The organism is Streptomyces sp. NPDC102259, assembly GCF_044766465.1.
GTDB lineage: Bacteria > Actinomycetota > Actinomycetes > Streptomycetales > Streptomycetaceae > Streptomyces.
The window spans coordinates 796,382-818,005 of record NZ_JBIWMA010000001.1; the positions used below are offsets into that span (position 1 = coordinate 796,382).

The 21,624-nt window shown below is 68.3% G+C and carries 16 protein-coding genes and 1 riboswitch; of the genes, 7 read left to right on the plus strand and 9 right to left on the minus strand.

The genetic code is table 11. The annotated features are described in order from the left end of the window. Nucleotides 1–170 precede the first annotated feature (170 nt). From ACIRPU_RS03575 to ACIRPU_RS03585, 3 genes are all read left to right on the plus strand, one after another. On the plus strand, nucleotides 171–7,091 hold the full coding sequence (locus ACIRPU_RS03575) for a polymorphic toxin-type HINT domain-containing protein (protein ID WP_403861071.1): 6,921 nt from the start codon (nucleotides 171–173) through the stop codon (nucleotides 7,089–7,091). A gap of 805 nt (nucleotides 7,092–7,896) precedes the next feature. Further along, nucleotides 7,897–8,100: a hypothetical protein gene (locus ACIRPU_RS03580; RefSeq protein ID WP_403861074.1), complete on the plus strand. Its 204-nt coding sequence runs from the start codon at nucleotides 7,897–7,899 to the stop codon at nucleotides 8,098–8,100. A gap of 615 nt (nucleotides 8,101–8,715) precedes the next feature. Continuing rightward, the gene (locus tag ACIRPU_RS03585) at nucleotides 8,716–9,267 is read left to right on the plus strand and encodes a hypothetical protein (protein ID WP_403861077.1); all 552 of its coding nucleotides are present in this window, start codon (nucleotides 8,716–8,718) and stop codon (nucleotides 9,265–9,267) included. Here ACIRPU_RS03585 and ACIRPU_RS03590 read toward each other — a convergent pair. Further along, the gene (locus tag ACIRPU_RS03590; protein WP_403861080.1) at nucleotides 9,233–9,685 is read right to left on the minus strand and encodes an ATP-binding protein; all 453 of its coding nucleotides are present in this window, start codon (nucleotides 9,683–9,685) and stop codon (nucleotides 9,233–9,235) included. The genes ACIRPU_RS03585 and ACIRPU_RS03590 overlap by 35 nt on opposite strands. An 83-nt stretch (nucleotides 9,686–9,768) precedes the next feature. Here ACIRPU_RS03590 and ACIRPU_RS03595 point away from each other — a divergent pair, with 83 nt between their 5' ends. Both ACIRPU_RS03595 and ACIRPU_RS03600 read left to right on the plus strand, forming a co-directional pair. Then, on the plus strand, nucleotides 9,769–10,599 hold the full coding sequence (locus ACIRPU_RS03595; protein ID WP_403861083.1) for a helix-turn-helix transcriptional regulator: 831 nt from the start codon (nucleotides 9,769–9,771) through the stop codon (nucleotides 10,597–10,599). Then, on the plus strand, nucleotides 10,577–10,771 hold the full coding sequence (locus ACIRPU_RS03600) for a DUF397 domain-containing protein (protein ID WP_403861086.1): 195 nt from the start codon (nucleotides 10,577–10,579) through the stop codon (nucleotides 10,769–10,771). The genes ACIRPU_RS03595 and ACIRPU_RS03600 overlap by 23 nt, the downstream gene beginning before the upstream one ends. Here the strand turns inward: ACIRPU_RS03600 and ACIRPU_RS03605 are convergent. Next, nucleotides 10,755–11,924, minus strand: a complete 1,170-nt coding sequence (locus ACIRPU_RS03605) for a steroid 3-ketoacyl-CoA thiolase (RefSeq protein WP_403861089.1) — start codon at nucleotides 11,922–11,924, stop codon at nucleotides 10,755–10,757. The genes ACIRPU_RS03600 and ACIRPU_RS03605 overlap by 17 nt on opposite strands. Nucleotides 11,925–12,108: 184 nt before the next feature. Here ACIRPU_RS03605 and ACIRPU_RS03610 point away from each other — a divergent pair, with 184 nt between their 5' ends. Next, nucleotides 12,109–13,344, plus strand: a complete 1,236-nt coding sequence (locus tag ACIRPU_RS03610) for a cytochrome P450 (protein WP_403861092.1) — start codon at nucleotides 12,109–12,111, stop codon at nucleotides 13,342–13,344. Between the two features lie 19 nt (nucleotides 13,345–13,363). On the opposite strand, the gene ACIRPU_RS03615 is transcribed toward ACIRPU_RS03610, so the two are convergent. The 7 genes from ACIRPU_RS03615 to ACIRPU_RS03645 all read right to left on the minus strand — a co-directional run bounded on the left by ACIRPU_RS03615 (nucleotide 13,364) and on the right by ACIRPU_RS03645 (nucleotide 20,536). Continuing rightward, complete coding sequence (locus ACIRPU_RS03615; RefSeq protein ID WP_355703008.1) at nucleotides 13,364–14,047, minus strand: YoaK family protein; 684 nt, start codon at nucleotides 14,045–14,047, stop codon at nucleotides 13,364–13,366. Nucleotides 14,048–14,173: 126 nt separating this feature from the next. After that, a complete protein-coding gene (locus tag ACIRPU_RS03620) occupies nucleotides 14,174–14,590 on the minus strand; it encodes a transglycosylase SLT domain-containing protein (protein WP_384116168.1) in 417 nt (138 codons plus the stop codon). 335 nt (nucleotides 14,591–14,925) lie between these two features. Continuing rightward, nucleotides 14,926–15,762, minus strand: coding sequence for an ECF transporter S component (locus ACIRPU_RS03625; RefSeq protein ID WP_403861096.1), 837 nt, complete (start codon nucleotides 15,760–15,762; stop codon nucleotides 14,926–14,928). Then, nucleotides 15,759–17,474 (minus strand): ABC transporter ATP-binding protein, encoded by a 1,716-nt coding sequence (locus ACIRPU_RS03630; protein ID WP_403861099.1) that lies wholly within the window; start codon nucleotides 17,472–17,474, stop codon nucleotides 15,759–15,761. The genes ACIRPU_RS03625 and ACIRPU_RS03630 overlap by 4 nt, the downstream gene beginning before the upstream one ends. After that, on the minus strand, nucleotides 17,471–18,604 hold the full coding sequence (locus tag ACIRPU_RS03635; RefSeq protein WP_403861102.1) for an energy-coupling factor transporter transmembrane component T: 1,134 nt from the start codon (nucleotides 18,602–18,604) through the stop codon (nucleotides 17,471–17,473). The genes ACIRPU_RS03630 and ACIRPU_RS03635 overlap by 4 nt, the downstream gene beginning before the upstream one ends. Beyond that, entirely contained in the window at nucleotides 18,597–19,289 is a 693-nt protein-coding gene (locus ACIRPU_RS03640; protein ID WP_403861105.1) for an SCO2322 family protein, read from the minus strand. The genes ACIRPU_RS03635 and ACIRPU_RS03640 overlap by 8 nt, the downstream gene beginning before the upstream one ends. After that, entirely contained in the window at nucleotides 19,286–20,536 is a 1,251-nt protein-coding gene (locus ACIRPU_RS03645) for a prenyltransferase/squalene oxidase repeat-containing protein (protein WP_403861606.1), read from the minus strand. The genes ACIRPU_RS03640 and ACIRPU_RS03645 overlap by 4 nt, the downstream gene beginning before the upstream one ends. A gap of 121 nt (nucleotides 20,537–20,657) precedes the next feature. Further along, nucleotides 20,658–20,799, minus strand: a riboswitch (cobalamin riboswitch). A gap of 77 nt (nucleotides 20,800–20,876) precedes the next feature. Between ACIRPU_RS03645 and ACIRPU_RS03650 the strand changes: the two genes are divergently transcribed. Next, a complete protein-coding gene (locus ACIRPU_RS03650) occupies nucleotides 20,877–21,614 on the plus strand; it encodes a phosphotransferase (protein WP_403861108.1) in 738 nt (245 codons plus the stop codon). The last annotated feature ends 10 nt before the right edge of the window (nucleotides 21,615–21,624 follow it).

The window sequence follows — 21,624 nt, forward strand, 5'->3', positions numbered from 1 at the left end:
GACAGCCTCGGAGCGCTGTCCTCACCCGCACACAGAGCGCGGCGGACGCAGCGGTCTGCGCACGACTTGCTGAATCTTCTTCTGACGGGACCAGGTGGGGTGTAGTAATGGCCTTTGGCAGGGGCACCACAAGATCGAGTAGAGATGCCGGGCGTCGACCGGCCGGGCGAATGCTGGTGCAGTCGTTGGCCCTGGCACTGGTCGTACCCCTGGGTGTGGCTCAGCTGGCCCAGGCCGCCGAATCCTCCGGTCTGGGGCGCCCCGACGTGCCCGAGTCCCGGGTGAGCAAGGTCGAGGAAGTCGACGACCTCGGCGCGAAGAAGGCACGCGAGCAGGTCGCCCGGGAGAAGAAGACCAACAAGGCTCAGGCCGACCGGGCCCTCCTGGAGCAGAAGTCGGCCTGGCCGGCAAAGGGCGCGGCGACGCTTGGTCTCGTGACCGGCAAGGAGACGACAGCCGAGCCAGGAGATGTACCCGTCACCATCGCCCCGCCGCCAGGCCCCAAGGCCGCGGCCGGCGGCAAGGCGCGCGTCACGGTGCTGGATCAGAAGGCCGCCCGCGCAGCAGGTGTCACCGGTGTCATTCTGACCACCGACGCGGACACTGCGGGCAACGCCGAGGTCAGCGTCGACTACAGCGGCTTCGCCTCCGCCGTCGGTGGCGGCTGGTCCCAACGGCTGCGTCTGGTGCAATTGCCCGCGTGCGCGCTGACGACGCCGGAGAAGACAGAGTGCCGCACGCAGAGTCCGCTGGTATCGGCCAACGATCTCGCACAGCAGTCGGTCTCGGCGAAGGTGAGCATCGCGGAGCACGCCGATGGCCCGTCCACTCAGTTGATGAGGGCCGCAGGCAGCGCCGCCCCTGCCGCCACCGTGCTGGCCGTCACCGCTGCGGCCGGCTCCGGTGAGTCCCCCAAGGGCGCCGGAGACTACTCGGCGACTCCGCTGGCGGAATCCTCGTCCTGGGAGGCCGGCGGCAGTTCGGGCTCCTTCACCTGGTCGTACGACTTCACGCTGCCCCCGGCCGCGGCGGGCCCACAGCCGCCGTTGTCGCTCTCGTACGACTCGGGCAGCGTCGACGGTCGTACCGCCACCTCCAACAACCAGGGCACTTCGGTCGGAGAAGGCTTCGGACTCACCGAGTCCTACGTCGAACGCTCCTACGGCCCGTGTGACGACGACGGTCACGACGACGTCTTCGACTTCTGCTGGAAATACGACAACGCGCGTCTCGTGCTGAACGGCATGTCCACCCGGCTGGTCAAGGACGACGAAGACGGGCGCTGGCGGCTGGAGAACGACGACGCCTCGAAGGTGATGCGTTCCACCGGCGCGGACAACGGCGACGACGACGGCGAGTACTGGACCGTCGTCACGGGTGACGGCACGAAGTACGTGTTCGGCCTGAACAAGCTGGACGGGGCGGACACACAGCGCACCAACTCCGTGGCTACGGTCCCGGTGTTCGGCGACGACTCGGGTGAGCCGGGCTACTCGGCAGGTGACGCCTTCGCGGACCGTGCCCTCACCCAGGCCTGGCGCTGGAACCTCGACTACGTCGAGGACACCCGCGGCAACGCGGCCACGTACTGGTACGTGAAGGAGTCGAACTACTACAAGAAGAACAAGTCGGAGACCGCCAACGCCGTCTACACGCGCGGTGGATACCTGTCGAAAATCGAGTACGGCCTGCGCAAGGCTGCGCTGTTCACCGACAAGGCGGACGCGAAGGTCACCTTCGGCTATGCCGAGCGCTGCACCGCCTCGGACTGCTCCAGCCTGTCGGAGGACACCTCCGACAACTGGCCGGACGTACCCTTCGACGCGATCTGCTCCAGCGGTGACGACGAATGCAATGCCGCCGGTCCTTCCTATTTCTCCCGCAAGCGTCTGACCGGCATCGACACCTACTCCTACAACGCCACCAGTGCCGCCTACGACGCCGTGGACTCCTGGGACCTGACCGAGCAGTACCTGGACGGCGGGGACATCGGTGACAGCTCCGACCAGGTGCTGACCCTGAAGTCGCTCAAGCGGACCGCGAAGGCCGGTGACACGGCCGTCGCGCTCGACCCGGTGACGTTCACCTACCAGATGCGGCCCAACCGGGTCGACGCCACGGACAACATCCTGCCTCTGACGCGGCCGCGCGTCTCCACCGTCACGTCCGAGACCGGAGCGATCACCACGGTGACCCTCTCGGGCGAGGAGTGCGTGCGCAGCCAGGTCCTGAACGCGGCCCCCGACACCAACACGCGTTCCTGCTATCCACAGTTCTGGCACATCAACGGTGCCGAGAACGCCTCGATCGACTGGTTCCACAAGTACCGAGTGTTGGCCGTCGGCGTCTCCGACCCCACCGGCAACAACGAGGCGGTCGAGCACGCCTACTCCTACAGCGGTGCCGCCTGGCACTACGGCGACGACCCGCTCACCAAGAAGGAAGAGCGGACCTGGTCCGAATGGCGCGGATACGCCCAGGTCACGGCGTGGACAGGCGCGACAGACGTGACCCGCTCCAGGACGGTCTCGCTCTACCTCCAGGGCATGCACGGGGACCAGAAGAGCGATGGCACCACCAAGTCGGTCTCCGTCGCGCCCCTGACGACCCCGGCTCTCGGCGCGGCGTCGATCACCGACAGCGGTCAGTACGCGGGACAACTGCGCGAGCAGGTCACGTACGACGGCTCCATGGCGATCTCGGCGTCCGTGAGCGACCCCTGGTCGCAGGAGACCGCCAGGCAGTCTCCGCCCGGCGCCGGTGACCACGTCGCCCGCTACGTCCGTACGCAGAAGGTGCACAGCTACACCTACCTGACGGCGTCCCAGACCTGGCGTGAGCGCCAGACGAGCACCTCCTTCGACGACTACGGGATGCCGGTCACGGTCGACGACGCCGGACAGGTCGGCAAAACAGCGGACGAGACCTGCACCCGCACGTGGTACGCCCGCAACACCGACATCGGCATCACCTCGCTGACTTCCCGGACCCGCTCGGTCGCCCGAAGTTGCGCGACGGCGGACACCTCGCTGGCCCTGCCCGCGACCATGGACCCGGCCAAGCCCGCGCGAGGCGACGTACTCGCCGACGTCAGCACCGTCTACGACACCGCGAGCGTCACGGCGTGGTCGGCGTCCCAGAAGCCCACCACGGGCCTGGCTACCTGGACGGGCCGTGCCACGGGTTACGCCGTCACCGCAGACCTCAACGGCGAACGGCTTCCGACCGATTGGCAGAGAATCTCCGCCACGACTTACGACACCCTCGGCCGCCCCCTCAACGTCAGCGACGCCTCCACGAACGCGCCCACTTCCCTTGCCTACACCCCCGTTGACGCCGGACCGCTGACCAAGACCATCACCACAGACCCGAAGACGTACAAGGCGGTCAGCTTCTTCGATCCGCGACGCGGCCAGCCGCTTCGCATGTACGACGTCAACTTGAAGAAGACCGAGATGACGTACGACGCTCTCGGTCGACTGACCCAGGTGTGGCTTCCGAACACCATCAGCGGTAGCCAGGCCCCCAACCAGAAGTTCGCCTACCACCTGGACAACACCAAGCCGTCCTGGGTTTCGTCCTCGACGCTCAAGAACGACGGCGAGACTTACACCACCAGCTACTCGCTCTACGACTCGCTCCTGCGTCCCCTGCAGACGCAGTCCCCGACACCACAGGGCGGCCGGCTGCTGACGGACACCCGATACGACACGCGTGGTTTGGCGTACGAGACGTATGCCGACATCTTCGACAACACCAGCACCCCGAACACCGCGTACACCCGGGCCGAATACGGCGAAGCTCCCACTCAGTCAGGGACCGTCTTCGACGGAGCCGGCCGCCCCGTCGACACCAGCCTGTACGTGTACGGCGTCAAGCAGTGGACCACCACCAGCAGCTACACCGGTGACTCCGTCGCGACGACAGCGCTCGAGGGCGGCTCGGCCCAGCGCATGATCACCGACGTACGCGGCCAGACGACGGAATCACGCGAGTACGCGAGTGCGAGCCCGGCCGACGCGTCCTTCGGCACAACCCCTGGTGCCTCGTACACCTCGACGAAGTTCACCTACGGCTTGGACGGCCAGCAGGAGACGGTCACAGGGCCGGACAGCGCTAAGTGGTCCTACATATATGACCTGTTCGGCCGCCAGGTCAGCACGACCGACCCGGACAAGGGAACAGCCACCACCGAGTACGACGCCCTCGACCGTCCGGTCAAGTCCACGGACTCCCGCGGCACGTCCGTCCTGACCGGCTACGACGAGCTGGGCCGTGTCGCGGGCACCTGGAAAGACTCCAAGACGGATGCCAACCAGCTCACCGGACTCGTCTACGACACTCTCCTCAAGGGCCTGGCCACCTCCTCCACTCGCTACGTCGGCGGCAAGACGGGCGCGGCTTACACACAGGCCGTCACCGCCTACGACAGCTTGAACCGAGCCACCGGCACGCAGCTGCAACTACCCGCCAGCGACCCCCTGGTAAAGGCCGGCGCGCCCTCCACACTGGCGTACGAGACGTACTACAACGTCGACGGCACCCTGAAGCAGACGAAGGAGCCGGCCCTCGGAGGCTTGTCGGCCGAGAGCATCGACTACGACTACGACGCACTCGGCGACGTGACCTCGATAGGTGGCGCGACCGGATATCTGCTGGACGTGGACTACTCGGCCCTCACCCAGCCGCAACTGCTGACCCTGGGCACGGGGGGAACCGGCAACAAGAACGTCTACGTGGCCAACACCTTCGAGGAGGGCACCGGCCGCCTCACCCGCAGCCACGTCACGGACCAGACGCACGGCTACATGCTGCAGGACCTCAATTACGCGTACGACCAGGCCGGCAATGTCACGGCAATCAGCGACCCGACCCTGCTGGGCGGTACCGGCTCCGCGGAGACCCAGTGCTTCACCTACGACGGTCACCAGCGCCTGGCCGAGGCATGGACCCCCGCCTCACAAAAGTGCTCCGACGCCCAGAGTGCCTCCAGCCTGTCGGGCCCGGCCCCGTACTGGACGAGCTACTCCTATAACTCCGCTGGTCAACGGACCGGTGAGACGGTCCACAAGACCACAGGGGACACGAAGACCACCTATTGCTACACCAGCACCACCCAGAAGCACGTCCTGACCGGAACCACGACCAAGGCCGACTGTTCCAGCCAGGAGCGTATCTACGACTACGACAAGACCGGCAATACCTGGAAGCGTCCTGGTGCGAGCGGGACACAGATACTGGACTGGTCAGCAGAGGGCCAGTTGAGCAAACTCACGGAGAGCGGGACGTCGACCGACTACCTGTATTCCGCCGACGGCACCCTTCTGATCCGCAATACGGGAAACGGCGAGCGCGTCCTCTATGCCGGCTCCACGGAACTGCATCTCCGAGCCAACGGCACGTCCTGGGCGCAGCGGTACTACAGCGCCGATAGCGTCACGGCCGCCGTTCGAACCAACCAGTCAGGCAGTAACAAACTCACCTACCTGACCGGCGACCAGCACAACACCTCCTCACTGGCGCTCAACCCGGACGCCAGCCAAAGCTTCACAAAGCGCTATATGACACCCTTCGGCGCGGACCGTGGCACGCCTCTGTACGGTCCCTGGCCCGACGACAAGGCATTCATGGGAAAGACGCGGGATACGGCCACTGGCCTGACCCACGTAGGGGCCCGTGAATACGACCCCGGCATCGGTCAGTTCATCAGTGTCGACCCGCTCCTCAGCGTCGATCAGCCTGGCTCGCTCAACGGTTATAGCTATGCCAACAACAGTCCCGTCACGGAGAGCGACCCCACGGGTCTCGAATCCTGCTACCCGCACCACTGCTCGGGCAGTAACGGCACGACCGGCGACTACGACACGGCCAAGGACCCCGCGCACGAATGGGACCCCGATGGCAACGGGATCGACGACGGCAATTCCGGCGACGCCGGTGGCACGGCTCAAGGTGGCTCAGGTACATCTTCCGGCACAGAGCAATTGGTGGTCGCCGGCGTCGTAGTCCCGACTGAGGAGGAACTGCGAGCACGCCCGTACCCCGCTGGTGACAGCTACTCCATGTTGGTCGTGAAGTGGGCCGAGGGCCTGTGCATGGCGGACCCCACATCGGACTTCTGCTCGGCGGCGAACGATCTCGGCTGGATCCGTCCGTCCTCCGGCCTTCTCCTGGCACTTCTAGGCGTCGACGATGCCGTTGCCTGTGCCCACGGCAGCGTCAGCGGCTGTCTGTGGACAGCCGCGGGTTACCTCCCGTTCGGCAAGATCGCAAAAGCTGCCAAGCTCCTGGGGAAAGGCGAGAATGCGGTTGCAGTAGGGGCCCGGCTCGGCGGATGTCTCACGCACAGCTTTGTCCAGGGAACCGAGGTCCTGCTCGCTGACGGCACGACCAAGCCCATAGAGGACATCGAGGTCGGCGACGAAGTCGTCGCCACCGATCCGGCCAGCGGCGAGACCACGACCCGCGAAGTCGTCGACACCATCGTGACGCAGGACGACAAAGACTTCGTCGACCTGACTGTCGCGACGGATTCGGTCAAGCGTGAAGGTGACGATGCGTCGGTCATCGCGACGACTTCGCACCCGTTCTGGTCGCCCTCGCAGGGAACTTGGGTCGATGCTGGTGACCTGAAGTCCGGCATGACGCTGCGCACCGAAAAGGGCGCCACTGTCACGGTCACCGAGGCCCGCCACTTCATAGAACGGCAGACTACCTACGACCTCACCATCGGTGACGTCCACACGTACTATGTGCTGGCTGGGGACATTCCGGTACTAGTCCACAACGAAAATGGGGGCTGGACCCCCAGTGCAGCCACGAAGGTCATGCAGGGCGGGCAATTCGGTGCAACGTATTATCGGATGCCCGCAGACAGGCTCGGCAACGTCTACTGGTGGAGCAAGGACATCACTGGGCACGGCGAGTCGAAGTGGAAGATATTTACTGAGACAAAGAAAGGCTTGGAATGGTATAGGGATGCGGACGTAAATGGCACCTACATCGTAGGTAAACACAAGGGTGACGCCGGTAAGTCGGTCCTATTCAGTAAGCTTAAGTCGGTAAATATCAAGGGACTGGGGTGTAAATGACGATCAAGGCTGCTGCGGACTTCGTTCGCCTGGTCGAGAGCGATGATCCGGAGGAGAGACGGCTTGCCACCTGGGATGATGCTCCGCTACCCGTGTGGACGTCTGTCATCGAAAACTATCCAGACATGCGGTTCTGGGTGGCTCATAACCGCACTACGCCAGCCGAAATCTTGCGAACCTTGGCTAGCGATAGCGATTGGCGAGTCCGCCACCGCATCGCGAGTCGCGCATCGTGTCCAGGGGAAATCTTGGAGATGCTGTCGCGCGATAGCCATGATTCCGTTGCTTCTGCCGTGGCAGGGCACCCGCGGACTCCAATGGCCGCTATTCAGCACCTTGCAGGCCATCCCTGGAATCAGGTTCGAGAGAAAGCGATTCGGCAACTAACCGAACGGGCTGACGAAGTTGACGCGAACTAGACCTTCGCGTGAATTCCGGTATCGTAATCAGAAAGCCCACCAGAATCTGTTTCTGGTGGGCAGGGTGGCTGGCGCGGGATCGGTGGTAATAGAAAACCAGATACGCTCATTTACCCCCAAATTGGTGAAGTGTACCTGCAGATGCTTGATGAAACCCCTGGAGACAGTATCGGAAGTATATTCGATTACCTTCCGGAGGGGCCGTGATCTCGGAGTTGGAAGACCGTTGGATCCTAGGGGTCCGAGGTGCTGTAGTTGTGGTTGTCCTTCGAGGGTCAGCTCCTACAGGTTATGTGCTGAGCCTTTCTGATGGTGCGGAGTTGAATTTCGACGGGCGATTGCATCTCACCGAAGGGTCAGCTGCTGTGGCGAGCGAGGAGCTCCCCGTGCAGAAGTTGGAGGGGCTGATGGGGGCCGCCGTGGTCTCTGCAGTCGTCTTCAAATCGGCACTGGTGCGATTTGTGTTCAACACTGGATATCACCTCAATATCCGGGGAGGTGACCCAGGGGTGAAAATCGAAATTCGAAAGTCGAATGACTTTTATTACTCATGTCGGGGAGGTGTCGGTGAAATGAGTGTTGTCGACTAGCTCGATCTTTCTTGACGTCTGTCGACGGAGTCGGCAGACCGTTTCGCGTTGGTGGCTGTTGGCGGGCAGCTCGGTGGCCCGGTTGTCGCGTCGGGTGGGCGCTGGGTTCCACAGCGCACGTCTCATATGGAGTCGGCCATCCCGCTTGGGAGATGGCTAGCGAGGCATGGGTTCGCGAAGTCCGTCAATGGACAACAACGGTTGCGGCGAACGCTGACTGATCCGATGAGCGAGAAGAGGGGGATTCCTTCCTTCCCCTCTGGGGAGGGGCGTCTCGTGCGTCGATGGTTACGGGTGTTGATGGAAGCTGATCGCCGGTTGGGGACGGGGGAGCCTCCCACTCGGGTGGAGTTGGCGGTGGTGCTCATCCCGTGTGTTCAGGTGTGGTCTGCGGGAGTGTGCTGGGGCTGTCGTTCGTGTGGGCTTTGTCCGGTTTCGGCGATCCCGGCGTTTGGGTTCAGGCGGTCCTGCTTGGTGTGGCGATGGGGCTATTCGCCTGGGGTGCGTGTCGGCTTGCGCGCTGGCAGCACGGATACGAAGCGAGGACGGGCAGGCTCGAGGAAGCTCGACAGGCGGCCGTGCGGCGCTCGGGCGGAACCAATCTCTCCGACCAGAATGGTGCTGCTGTCACTCGGCATGTGGGCTTTCTGGTCCGGAATGTGCTGGGTGCTCGGACCCCTCAAGGAAATTCCCCGGAGCCTGCCGTGGTGTGTGTCCCTTGGGGCCGCTTTCACGACGCCCGTCATCACCAGCGTGTGGCTCAAGGGCAGGCGTTTTCGTGGATCCGAACCGCAGCGGCCGGAGGGCGGACGTGAGGGTTCGGTTCTGAGTGACCGGTCGGTCGCGAACCGGGACCTGACTTTCCGTTACGAGCGGGCCTTCCACCTCTGGTCCTACGGGGCGTCTCATCGGCAACTCGTGCTGCGGGCCGGCGCGGGAGACGGGTCGGAGGGCTCCGTCGAGATCGAGTTCCTGGACGTCCTGGGGATGAAGGTCAAGTCCCGCTATCGCGAGCTTCTGATCTCGCCCGCCCCAGACAGTGATCCGCTCGACGAGTTCGTGGTCATTCCGGAGAAGCACAAGGCCGATTACGTCAAGCTGCTCGTCACGGATGGTTCGGGCGACGGGTTCGTCATCTGTCGGGCTCTGCACGTCCATGAGAAGTGACGGCTTCGCATTCGAACCACACCGTCTTTCCGCCGGCGGCCGTCGGAGATACGCCCCACCTGTCGACCAGCGCGTCCAGTAGGAGCAGGCCTCGGCCGGCCTCCGACTCCGGGTGCGGCCTCGCCGCCGGGGCCGGGAGCAACCGGCCGTAGGCGTCCGTCACTTCTGCTCTGACGCCCTTCTGCCGCTTCAGCAGGAGCACCGTGCAGCGGCTGCCAGGGACGTGGCGGGTCACGTTGGCGATCAGTTCTGGCAGGGCCAACTCGACCGTGTCCGTCAGGTCTTGCAGCTCCCAGTTCTCCAGGTGCATGCGGGCGATCCTGCGGATGTGGCGGGCCGAGTGTTCGCCGACCGTCAGGGTCATGCGGTACTGCGTGGGGATCGGGGAGGCGTAGATCGAGGGGAAGTATCCGTTCACGGTACGAGGGTGAGCTGCGGCGACTACTCTGGGCTATGCATTGAATACAACCCGTTGTGTCGTGGTGTTGTGGGAGGGCCTGCGTGACCCATATCAACGTCCTTGATCCCGGAGCTTCGCCGCTCGACTACTACGGGTTCGAGCTGCGGCGGTTGCGGGAGGCGGCTGAGCTTACGCAGAAGCAGCTCGGGGACATCCTCAACTACACCGGCTCGCTGGTTGGGCAGATCGAGACCGCGAGGAAGGCGCCTACCGTCGAGTTCAGCGAGCGGGTGGATGCGGCCCTCGGGACCGGCGGCCTCTTTTCGCGGCTCGTCGTGCTCGTCCTGCGCAGTCAACTTCCGGCCTGGTTCAGGGAAGTCGCCGAGCTGGAAGCGCGGGCCGTTGAGATCTGTGTCTTCCAGGCCGGCATCGTTCACGGTCTGCTCCAGACTCCGGCTTACGCGCGCGCCGTCCTCGGAGTACTCGACGAGACCGACCTTGAGGACCGAACCGCAGTCCGGCTCGCTCGTCAGCGCATCTTCGAGAAGTCCGAGCCTCCGGTGTTCTGGATCGTGCTCACTGAGGGTGTGCTGCACCAGGAGATCGGTGGCGGGGAAGTCATGCGCGAGCAACTTGCTCACCTGTTGTCGTTCGAGCGGAATCCTCGGATCAACATCCAAGTGCTGCCGTTCTCGGCCGGAGCGCATGCAGGTACACAAGGCTCGTTCAACGTCTACCGCTTCGGAAGCGACCCCGCCATCGTCTATACCGAGGGGTATGGCAGCGGGCATCCCAGCGCGAACCCGGGCACTGTCAACGACTGTTCACTCCGTTACGATCATCTCCGGGCTGCCGCTCTCTCCCTCAAGGATTCGGCGGAGCTGATCCGGCGAGTGGTGGAGGAACGCTATGGAGAGCACCGTCTGGCGTAAGTCGTCGTACAGCGGTGACCAGGGCGGTGATTGTGTCGAGATCGCCGAGACCTCCGCCACCATCGCCGTCCGCGACTCCAAGACCCCTGCGGGCCCGATCCTCACGATCGAGCCCGCCGCGTTCTCGACGTTCCTCGCCTGGACCGGTGGTGGCGCTACAGGCGCTGAATGATCGTCCCCGTCGCCAGTGCGCCGCCCGCGCACATGGTGATCAGGGCGAACTCCTTGTCCGTGCGCTCCAGTTCGTGCAGGGCCGTCGTGATGAGGCGGGCGCCCGTCGCGCCGACCGGGTGGCCGAGGGCGATGGCTCCGCCGTTGACGTTGACCTTCGTCAGGTCGGCGTCGAAGATCTGCGCCCAGCTCAACACCACTGATGCGAAGGCCTCGTTGATCTCGACGAGGTCGATGTCCTTCAGGGACATGCCCGCCTTGCCGAGGACGGCTCGGGTCGCGTCGATGGGGCCGTCCAGGTGGAAGTGCGGGTTCGCGCCCACCAACGCCTGGGCGACGATCCTCGCCCTCGGCTTCAACTTCAGGGCGCGAGCCATCCGTTTCGACGCCCACATGATCGCCGCCGCGCCGTCCGATATCTGCGACGAGTTGCCGGCCGTGTGGATCGCCGTCGGCATGACCGGCTTCAGGCGGGACAGGGCGTCGAGTGAGGTGTCGCGCAGGCCCTCGTCGCGGTCGACGAGGCGCCACATGCCCTGGCCCGCCGCCTGTTCCTCCTCGGTCGTCGGGACCTGGACGGCGAAGGTCTCGCGTTTGAAGCGTTCCTCCGACCAGGCCGTTACCGCCCGGTTCTGGGAGAGGAGGCCCAGGGCGTCCACATCGGACCGGCTCAACCCCCGTTTGCGGGCGATGCGTTCCGCCGCCTCGAACTGGTTGGGGAGGTCCACGTTCCACTCGTCCGGGAACGGTTTTCCGGGGCCGTGCTTCGAGCCCGAGCCCAGCGGGACACGGCTCATCGCCTCGACTCCGCAGCTGATGCCCACGTCGATCGCACCGGCCGCGATCATGTTCGCGGTCATGTGGCCGGCCTGCTGCGAGGAGCCGCACTGGCAGTCGACCGTCGTCGCGGCCGTCTCGTACGGGAGGCCCACGGTCAGCCAGGCGGTGCGGGCGGGGTTCATGGACTGTTCGCCGGCGTGGGTCACCGTGCCGCCGACTATTTGCTCGACCGCGTCGGCGGGGATGCCGGTGCGGCCGAGAAGTTCGCGATAGGTCTCGCCCAGGAGATAGGCGGGATGCAGATTGGCCAGCGCGCCGCCGCGCTTGCCGATGGGGGTGCGGACTGCTTCCACGATCACGGGTTCGGCGGCCATGGGTGCGGATCCCTTCGGAACTAGTACGTGTTCTAGTTCTTCGCTGTGTGCAGTCTGCTTACGTGATGTGCGTCACCGCAAGGGTCTTGCAGCCTCGAGGGTCCTGAACTACCTTCACGACAATCTATTTCTGATGAACCGTCAGATACCGTCAGATCGCATCGTCAGATGGCTGGAGCCGCCGATGCCCTGTCCAGCGCTTCCCGACGGGTTCGACTTCACCGATCCCGACCTGCTGCAACACCATGTGCCGCTGCCGGAGTTCGCCGAGTTGCGGCTCGCCGAACCGGTCCGCTGGATCCCTCAGACGGGCAACGTGGCCGGCTTCCAGGACGACGGCTACTGGGCGGTGACCCGGCACGCCGACGTCCGGTACGTCTCCACCCACCCCGAGATCTTCTCCTCCTACCTCAACACCGCGATCATCCGGTTCAACGAGCACATCGAACGGGATTCGATCGACGCTCAGCGGCTCATCCTGTTGAACATGGATCCGCCCGAGCACACGCGCGTGCGGCAGATCGTGCAGCGCGGGTTCACGCCCCGGGCCATCCGGGCGTTGGAGGAGCGGCTGCGCAACCGGGCCACGGCGATCGTCGACCGTGCCCGCGCGCAGGAAGGTTCCTTCGACTTCGTGACGTCCATCGCCTCGGAGCTGCCCCTCCAGGCCATCGCCGAGCTGATCGGCGTACCCCAGGACGACCGGTCCAAGATCTTCGACTGGTCCAACAAGATGATCGCGTACGACGATCCCGAGTTCGCCGTCACCGCCGAGGTCGGGCAGCAGTCCGCCGCCGAGATCCTCGCGTATGCCATGAACATGGCCGCCGAGCGGAAGCAGTGCCCCGCCCACGACATCGTCTCGACGCTCGTGGCCGCCGAGAACGAGGGCAACCTCAACTCCGACGAGTTCGGGTTCTTCGTGCTGATGCTGGCCGTGGCCGGGAACGAGACCACCCGGAACGCCACGACCCACGGCATGCACGCCTTCCTCACCCATCCCGAGCAGTGGGAGCTGTACAAGCGGGAGCGGCCCGCCACCGCCGCCGAGGAGATCGTGCGCTGGGCCACACCCGTCAACGCCTTCCAGCGGACCGCCACCCAGGACACCGAACTCGGCGGGAAGTCGATCAGGAAGGGCGACCGGGTCGGACTCTTCTACTCCTCCGCCAACCGCGACCCCGAAGTGTTCGAGCGACCCGACGAGTTCGACGTCACCCGGGATCCGAATCCGCACCTCGGCTTCGGCGGCGGCGGGCCCCACTTCTGCCTCGGCAAGTCACTCGCCGTACTGGAGATCAACCTCATCTTCAACGCCATCGCCGATGCCCTGCCCGATCTGAGGCTCGTGAGCGATCCCCGGCGGCTGCGCTCCGCGTGGATCAACGGGGTGAAGGAGCTTCGGGTCAGCGCGGGATGACGTACGGCCGGGAGCCGTCTCACTCCCGGCCGGACGCCGTCAGTGCCAGCACGGCCACGACCACCGCCCCGACCAGCAGCGGGACGGCGATGCCGTAGCGGAGTACCAGCCATGCGCCGAGGGTCGCGCCGACGACCATGGCGATCACCGACGCCGTACGCCGGGGGGAACGGGTGCCCGCGCCGCCGCCTGCCCGGGAGTCCGAGGCCAGGCCGGTGAGGGTCATCGTCAGGACGGTGGTCGTGAGGTCGGCCACGCCGAGTTTGCGTACGGTCGCGTTGCGCAGGCCCATCGCGAAGGCGGTCAGGGCGATGACCGAGTAGACGGTGACGGGGGCGTGGTCGGGGGCGGCGAAGGCCACCGCGGCCGAGATGCCCACCAGCACCGCCTCCGCCGTCAGCGTCATCCTCGTCCACCTGCGGCGAGAGCCGGCGCCCAGGCGGCGGGACGTCCGTCCGCCGACGACCGCGCCCAGCAGGAAGCAGGCCAGCGAGGTCGCGGTGTGCGGGACCGAGAAGCCCGGGGCGCCGGCTGCCGCGAAGCCCAGCACGACGACGTTGCCGGTCATGTTGGCGGTGAAGACGTGGCCGAGGCCCAGGTAGCTGACCGCGTCGATCAGGCCGCTGACCACCGTCAGGGCGAGCAGGACGGGGACCAGGGGGATACCACGCGATTCGGTGTCCTGCGGGGACTCGGTCGTCATCGGATCAGTGGATCACGCGAAGGTGAGAAACACCGAGAGTGGAGAACGCCGAAGGCGACGGCCCCGGGGATCGGGGGCCGCCGCCTTCGACGGTACGGGGGCGCTTGTTCAGCGCGGTGGCGTGGCTCAGTACCAGCCGTTGGCCTGCCAGAAGTTCCAGGCGGCGACGGGGCTGCCGTAGCGGGAGTTCATGTAGTCCAGACCCCACTTGATCTGGGTCTTGGCGTTGCTCTTCCAGTCGGAACCGGCCGAGGCCATCTTGGACGCGGGCAGGGCCTGGACGAGGCCGTAGGCGCCGGAGGAGGCGTTGGTGGCGCTGACGTTCCAGCCGCTCTCGTGCTTCACGATGTTGGAGAAGGCCTTGTACTGAGCCGCGTCCGGGATCATCTTGTGCGCGATCGCCTGGGCCTGGGAGGCGGAGGACGTCGTCGCGGCGTGGGCGGGGGCGGCGGACAGCGCCATCCCCGCGGCGGCGGCGGCCACGGCGATGCCGGTGAGGGCCTTCTTCGGGGAAGCGATGCGACGGATGACGGAGACGGACACGGAGAACCTTTTTCTTCGGGGACGATGGCGGTCGCTTGCATGCCGGAGTCACGCGGTGCGTGGCCGCACCGTGTGGTTGCGGTGGGTGGCTGCATGCCGTGGTGCCGAGGCCCGTGGGCTCGTCGGCACCCTGCGACGTCATCCAGAGAAACAGGATCGAGCGCTGTCCGCAAAGACCCCTTTTGCTAGTTGTGGTCGTATTCGGGGGGTCGGCGTCCCGTGTGAGCCGGCTCTCAATGTGCAGGTCAGAGGTCGTTATGGCATGGGCATGGTGTCCGGTTTGTCCGACTAGGTCGGGTAGTAGGTGATGTGAGTCATGTGGGGTGGTTCACCGATCAACGGTGTTCCGGAGCCTTCCGCGGGGCCTCGAATGTGACCGCGGTCTCGAAGGCCGCGCGGCGGGTGGCCCTGCGTAGCGCCTTCAGCACCGCCGGGCCGAGGGTGAGGGTCAACAGGACCGTGACCACCGCCCGGCCCAGGTCCCAGCCCAGCGAGGTCGCCACGCAGTACGCGGCGAAGCGGGCCAGGTTCGCCGGCACCGCGGCCTCCGGGTCGAAGGAGACGCCCGAGGCCAGCGCGCCCATGAAGGGCCACCCGGCCATGTTCATCGCCGTGCCGTACGCGAAGGCGGCCACGAAGCCGTAGGCCGCGAGCAGGGCCAGTTCGGCACGGCCACGGAGCCGGTCGCCGCCCGGCAGCAGGCCCGCGCCCATCGTGAACCAGCCCATCGCCAGCATCTGGAACGGCATCCACGGGCCCACCCCGCCCGTCAGCAGCGCGGACGCGAACATGGTGACCGAGCCGAGGACGAAGCCGAAACCCGGGCCGAGGACCCGGCCGCTCAGCACCATCAGGAAGAACATCGGCTCGATGCCCGCCGTCCCCGCGCCGATCGGACGCAGGGCCGCGCCCGTCGCCGCCAGCACGCCCAGCGTCGCCACCGCCTTCGCGCCGAGCCCCGACTCGGAGATCGTCGCCGTCACGACCGCGACCAGCAGCACCAGCAGGCCCGCGAACAGCCAGGGGGCGTCCTGGGCGTGCGCGTTCAGCGCGGAGGTGGGCGGGGCGAGGAAGGGCCAGCCGAACGCGATCACGCCCACCGTGCTGACCAGCGCCAACGTGGCGATCGACCGGGGGCCCAGGTGTACCGGACGCCGCCTGGGCATCGTCATCGCGGGTCCTCCCCCGGTTCCTCCCGCAGTGCCTCGCGCACCTGGGTGACCGTGAGCCACTCCTGCGGGGCCAGGATCTTCGTCACCTGCGGGGCGAAGGAGGGGGAGGAGACCACCACCTCCGCCGTCGGGCCGTCGGCGATCACCTCGCCCTCCGCGAGCAGCACCACCCGGTGGGCCAGTTCCGCGGCCAGCTCCACATCGTGGGTGGCCAGCACGATCGCGTGCCCGGCGGCGGCGAGCCCACGCAGGACGGCGACCAGGCGCGCCTTCGCCGCGTAGTCCAGGCCGCGCGTCGGCTCGTCCAGGAGGAGGAGAGGCGGGCGGGCGGTGAGGACGACCGCCAGCGCGAGGGTGAGGCGCTGGCCCTCGGAGAGGTCGCGGGGGTGGGTGTCGTCCGTGATGCCGGGGAGGAGGTCCGAGACCAGGGCGCGGCAGGTGCCGGGGGCGGCCGACGCGTCCTGGTCGGCTGCCGCGCACTCGGCGGCGACCGTGTCGGCGTACAGCAGGTCGCGCGGTTCCTGCGGGACCAGACCGGCGCGGCGGACCAGGTCCCGGGGCGGGGTGCGGTGCGGCACGAGACCGCCCACGTGGACCGTTCCCGCCGACGGCTCGACGAGACCGACGAAGGTGTTGAGCAGAGTCGACTTCCCGGCGCCGTTGCGGCCCATGAGCGCGATGGTCTCGCCGGGCAGGACGGTGAGGTCCACCTCGCGCAGCGCCTGGACCCGGGCCCGGCGCACGGAGAGCGAGCGCGCCTCGGCGGGCGCCGCGGAGGCGGACGGCACGGGGGGAGGACGGCGGAAGCGGCGGCGGGCGGGAGGATCCGCCCGGTACTCGGCGGGGAGCCCGGCAGGAGGCGCCGGGTGAGTGTCCACCCTCCGGGCAGCTTCCCGCCCTGTCAGACGTTCGCGCAGGTCACCGGCGCGTCGTCGGGCGTCACGCACGGTCAGGGGCAGCGGGGACCAGCCCGCCAGCCGGCCCAGGCTCACCACCGGCGGGAACACCGGGGACACGGCCATGACGTCCGCCGGGGCGCCGAGCAGCGGGGCCGCGCCCGGCGAGGGCAGCAGGGCGACCTGGTCGGCGTAGTGGAGGACGCGTTCCAGGCGGTGCTCCGCCAGCAGCACCGTCGTACCGAGGTCGTGGACGAGGCGGAGGAGGACGGCGAGGACCTCCTCGGCGGCCGCCGGGTCGAGCGCGGAGGTCGGCTCGTCCAGGACGAGGACGCGCGGATGCGGGGTGAGGACCGAGCCGATCGCGACCCGCTGCTGCTGGCCGCCGGAGAGCGTGGCGATGGGCCGGTCGCGGAGGGCGGCCAGACCGAGCAGGTCGAGGGTCTCTTCGACGCGGCGGCGCATCACCTCCGGCGCGAGGCCCAATGACTCCATGCCGTAGGCGAGTTCCTCCTCGACCGTGTCCGTCACGAAGTGCGAGAGGGGGTCCTGCCCCACCGTCCCCACGACGTCGGCGAGTTCGCGCGGCTTGTGGGTACGGGTGTCGCGGCCGGCGACCGTGACCCGGCCGCGCAGGGTGCCGCCGGTGAAGTGCGGCACGAGGCCGGACACCGTGCCGAGGAGCGTCGACTTGCCCACGCCCGACGGGCCCGCCAGAAGCACGAGTTCGCCCTCGGGGACGGTGAAGTCGACGTCCCGGATGGTGGGTTCGGTGGCGCCGTCGTACGTCACGGAGACGTTCTCGAAGCGGATCACGACGGCTCCTCGGTGGCTGCTGCATCTGCTGGATCTGCTGGATCGGTCAGGGGGCTTTCGGGGGCGAGGAAGGCGGGGAGCAGGCCGAGCAGTACGGCCGCCGCCGGCCAGAGCGGGAGGGCGGGGGCGGTCAGCGGGACCACCCCGGGGTGCAGGGCGGCCGGATCGGCGGACGCGGCGACGGTGAGGAGGGCCGCGACCGCGACACCGGAGGCGGCGGTCAGGCACGCCCGCGGGGTCCAGCGGTCCGGGCGGTAACGGGTGCGCGGTGAACGGCGGCCGCCCAGCCGCAGCCCGGCGAGGGCCGCGACGACTCCGGCGAACAGCACCGGGAGGCCGTAGGCGCCGCCCGCCGCGGTGAGCAGGCCGTACGTTCCCGCGCAGACGCCGAGCAGACCGCCGAGCGTGAGGACGGCGGTCGTCCGGCGCACGGGGGCGGGGACGTCGGCGGTACGGCCGTAGCCGCGGGCGTCCATCGCGGCGGCGAGGGCGACGGAGCGTTCCAGGGCGCCCTCCAGCACCGGCAGGCCCACCTGGAGCAGGCCGCGCAGGCCCGTGTCGGGGCGGCCCCGGAGACGGCGGGCGGCGCGCAGGCGGTGGACGTCCGCGATGAGGTTCGGGGCGAAGGTGAGGGCCACGACCACCGCCACGCCGGTCTCGTACAGGGCGCCGGGGAGCGTCTTGAGGAGCCGGGAGGGGCTGGCCAGGGCGTTGGCGGCACCCACGCAGACGAGCAGGGCCGCCAGTTTCAGACCGTCGTAGAACGCGAAGAGCAGGCCCTCGGCCGTGACCGGGCCGCCGAGCCGGATGCCCTGCGCCCAGTCCGGGAGCGGGACTTCAGGCAGCGTGAGAAGCACCCGCGTGCCCGGGATCGGGGACCCCAGGGCGACGACGAAGACGAGACGGATGACGAGGACGGCGAGGGCGAGCTTGAGGAACGCGGAGTAGGAGCGGGACCAGGGGGTGTCCGGACGGCACGTGGTGACGACATAGGCGGAGACGGTCAGGAGGAGACCGAGGAGGAGCGGGTTGGTGGTGCGGGTGGCCGCGGTGCCGAGACCGAGGGCCCACAGCCACCAGGCGGCGGGGTGGAGCGGGGCGCGCCGGAGGCGGGGGCGGCCGTCAGCCATCCCTGCGGGATCCTCGCCGCCGGGCCTGCCGGACCGCCGCCGCGCCCAGTACCGCCACCACCGCCGCGCCCGCGTACAGGCCCACGGACGGCCCGCCGTCCGCTTCCGGTTCGGCCTTTCCCGCTTCCGGCTGCGCGGCCGACGTCGGCGCGTCCGTCCCCTCGGCCGTCCCCGGCGCCTGCCCGGACACCTGCTCGCCGCAGCCCGTCTTCGGATACCCCGCGATCGAGCACAGCAGGGCGTTCGTGTCGTAGCGCAGGGGCTTGGCGACCGAGGCGAGGGCCTCGGCCGTCGTCGCGTCGGGGGAGACCCGGGCGCAGGCCGTGCGCGGCGACGGCGGGGTCTCGCCGCTCGGGGCGTCGGCCGCCGTGCCGAAGTCGATGACCAGGGCCACCCGCTTCGTGTCGTCCCGCGCGGGCGTCCTCGCGCAGATCGCCGCGAAGGAGGCCGCGCCGCGCGGCTGCGAGGCGTCCTGGGAGTCCGCGCTCACCGCGAACCGGAAGCCCTGGACGTCGCCGTCGGCGGGGCGGGCGGTGGACGGCCCCTGGGTGGCGTACGTCCAGCGGTCGCCGGAACGGTCCCAGAAGGACCAGTAGCGGTAGCCGGCGGCCTGGGCCGACTGAACCGTGCCGGTCAGGGACAGCAGCAGCGCGGCGAGGACGAGGGCGGCGCACCGGCGCGTCACGGCTGTCGCTTCCTGCCACGGCCGCTGATCAGGAAGCCGATGCCGATACCGACGACGAGGAAGACGCCGACGATCCACCAGACGCCGTAACCGGAATCCGAGTCGTCCTTCTTGTCGGCGTCGGTGTCGGCCGCCTGATCGGTGGCCTTCGTCGCGGCCTGCGGGGCCGGGCCCGTCGCGTTGAGCTGGGCGACCAGGTCGGCGCCGCCGAAGTGGCGGGGGTCGGCGCCCATCGCGTGGGCCGCGAAGATCAGCTGGGCGTAGGCGGCGGGGCCGCTCTGCTTCGCCCAGGCCGCGGAGTTCTGCTCGAGCCAGCCGAGGGGCTTCTTCGCGAACTTGGTCCACCCCTGCGCGGCGAGGGCGACGACGGCGTCGGCGGTGTTGCCGTAGTCGGGCTGGTCCTCGGCGCCGGGGAGGGCGGACTTCAGGTAGCCGGCTTCCTGGACCGACTGGGCGAGGTACGCCGAGCCGTTGCGGGCGAGCTCGAACGGGGTGAGCGGCTCGGGGGAGTTGCCGCAGGCGTAGCCGTCCTTCGGCGCCGTGCCCGCCTTCGTCACGAACCCCTTGCCGAGGGCGCCGAGCACGCCCGCCGCCGTCGCGTCGGCGTTGGCCGCGAGTCCGCCCTTCTTGTCCGGCTGGTACGCGAACGCGCCGCCCTCGGCGTCGTCGTCGCACCGGATGGAGAGCTTGACGAGAGCGTCGTACGACGACTTGCCGGCCTTCTTCACCTGCGCGGGCTGCTGCCCGGCCGCCGCCATCGCCCCCGCCACGACGGAGGTGGAGTTCGCGTCGCTCGCGCCGCCGGGCGTGTAGCTCCAGCCGCCGTCGGCGTTCTGGACCGACTTCAGCCAGGTGACGGCCTTCTCGGTCTCGGCCTGGTGACCGCCCAGCGCGGCCAGCGCCTGGACGGCCGCCGCCGTGCTGTTGGTGTCCACCATCAGCTTGGCGTCGCACGCCTTGGCGGTGTCCGCGCGGAACGCGGCGAAGGCGCCGTTCGCGCACTGCTGCCCGGTCAGCCAGGCCACGGCCCGGTCGGCGGGAGTGACGCCCGTGGTCCGCTGCGCGAGCAGGGCCAGCGACTGGCGCCAGACGCCGTCGTACGTCGGATCGGTGGTCCCGTACAGCCCGTCGGATATCGCCACCGACGGGGTTGGGGTCGGGGACGGGGTGGCGGCGACGGCGGGGACGGCGACACCCAGCACGACGGTGGCGGCGGCCAGAGCGGCGGCGCTGCGGCGGATGTTCATGATCGGCGGGTGCCTCTCCCGGTCGGTGAGGTCACGCGGCCGGGCAGCACGGGACATCCCGGCGGCTCGGCTCCGTATACCTCGACGGTGCCGTGCGACGACGGGCCTGCCGACGCACGTGAGCCGGTCACGGTCCCGTACCGGGCGATCCGGCTTGCCACCGCGCCTACTTGGACGGCTCGGACGGCTCACGGTTGCGGGTCAGCGCCGGAATTGCACCGGCTTCCCCCTGTACGGGCGTGATGACGACGCGGCCACTCTACCGGCAGGTAGCCGGACGCCTGAGGGGTGGCTGTGAAAGCGCCCCGGGAGGGCCGGGAAGCCCCGATATCTTCTGACCATGACCCATACGGGGAGGGCGCCGGGCGGGCTGCCGGGCGAGCTGTCGGGCGGACTGCCGGGCGGACTGGCGGGCGGGCCGTTCGCCGAGCTGCCGGGCCGACTGCTCGGCTCGGGCCGAACGGCCGACGTGTACGAGATCGACGAGGCGTGGGTGCTGCGCCGCGACCGGGAGGGCCGGGAGGACTCGGCCGTCCTCGCGGCCGTGATGACACATGTGCGCCGGCACGGCTACCCCGCACCCGCCGTACGGCCCTCCGGCGCACGCGCCGACCTGGTGATGGAGCGGCTGGACGGGCCGACGATGCTCCACGCGTTCGGGGCGGGCGCCCTGGACGCCGAGGAGGCGGGGGCCGTCCTCGCCCGGCTGCTGCGCGAGCTGCACGCCCTGCCGGGACGGCTCTCGGCCGACGCCCGCATGCTGCACCTGGACCTCCACCCGGACAACGTGATCCTCACGCCCGACGGCCCCCGGGTCATCGACTGGGCCAACGCGGAGGAGGGGCGCCCCGGGCTCGACTGGGGCATGTCCGCGGTGATCCTCGCCCAGGTGGCCGTCTCTCCCCAGCCGATCGCCGGCCCGGCCCGGGCGATGCTGACCGCGCTGCTCGCCGACCCCTCCGAGGAGGGCCTGGCGGAGGCCCTACGGAGACGGGCGGCCAACCCGACGATGAGCCGCGAGGAGACACAACTCCTCCTGCCGGCAGCTGAGTTGATCAGGTCGACGGCGGGCTGCTGACCAGTAGTAG

Bases quoted from the DNA above. Each gene is read 5' to 3' on its own strand.
- ACIRPU_RS03635 (WP_403861102.1), bottom strand. From the start codon at position 18,604: ATGGCTGACGGCCGCCCCCGCCTCCGGCGCGCCCCGCTCCACCCCGCC.
- ACIRPU_RS03625 (WP_403861096.1), bottom strand. From the start codon at position 15,762: ATGACGATGCCCAGGCGGCGTCCGGTACACCTGGGCCCCCGGTCGATC.
- ACIRPU_RS03610 (WP_403861092.1), top strand. From the start codon at position 12,109: ATGCCCTGTCCAGCGCTTCCCGACGGGTTCGACTTCACCGATCCCGAC.
- ACIRPU_RS03585 (WP_403861077.1), top strand. From the start codon at position 8,716: ATGGTGCTGCTGTCACTCGGCATGTGGGCTTTCTGGTCCGGAATGTGC.
- ACIRPU_RS03645 (WP_403861606.1), bottom strand. From the start codon at position 20,536: ATGAACATCCGCCGCAGCGCCGCCGCTCTGGCCGCCGCCACCGTCGTG.
- ACIRPU_RS03605 (WP_403861089.1), bottom strand. From the start codon at position 11,924: ATGGCCGCCGAACCCGTGATCGTGGAAGCAGTCCGCACCCCCATCGGC.
- ACIRPU_RS03575 (WP_403861071.1), top strand. From the start codon at position 171: ATGCTGGTGCAGTCGTTGGCCCTGGCACTGGTCGTACCCCTGGGTGTG.
- ACIRPU_RS03650 (WP_403861108.1), top strand. From the start codon at position 20,877: ATGACCCATACGGGGAGGGCGCCGGGCGGGCTGCCGGGCGAGCTGTCG.
- ACIRPU_RS03600 (WP_403861086.1), top strand. From the start codon at position 10,577: ATGGAGAGCACCGTCTGGCGTAAGTCGTCGTACAGCGGTGACCAGGGC.
- ACIRPU_RS03615 (WP_355703008.1), bottom strand. From the start codon at position 14,047: ATGACGACCGAGTCCCCGCAGGACACCGAATCGCGTGGTATCCCCCTG.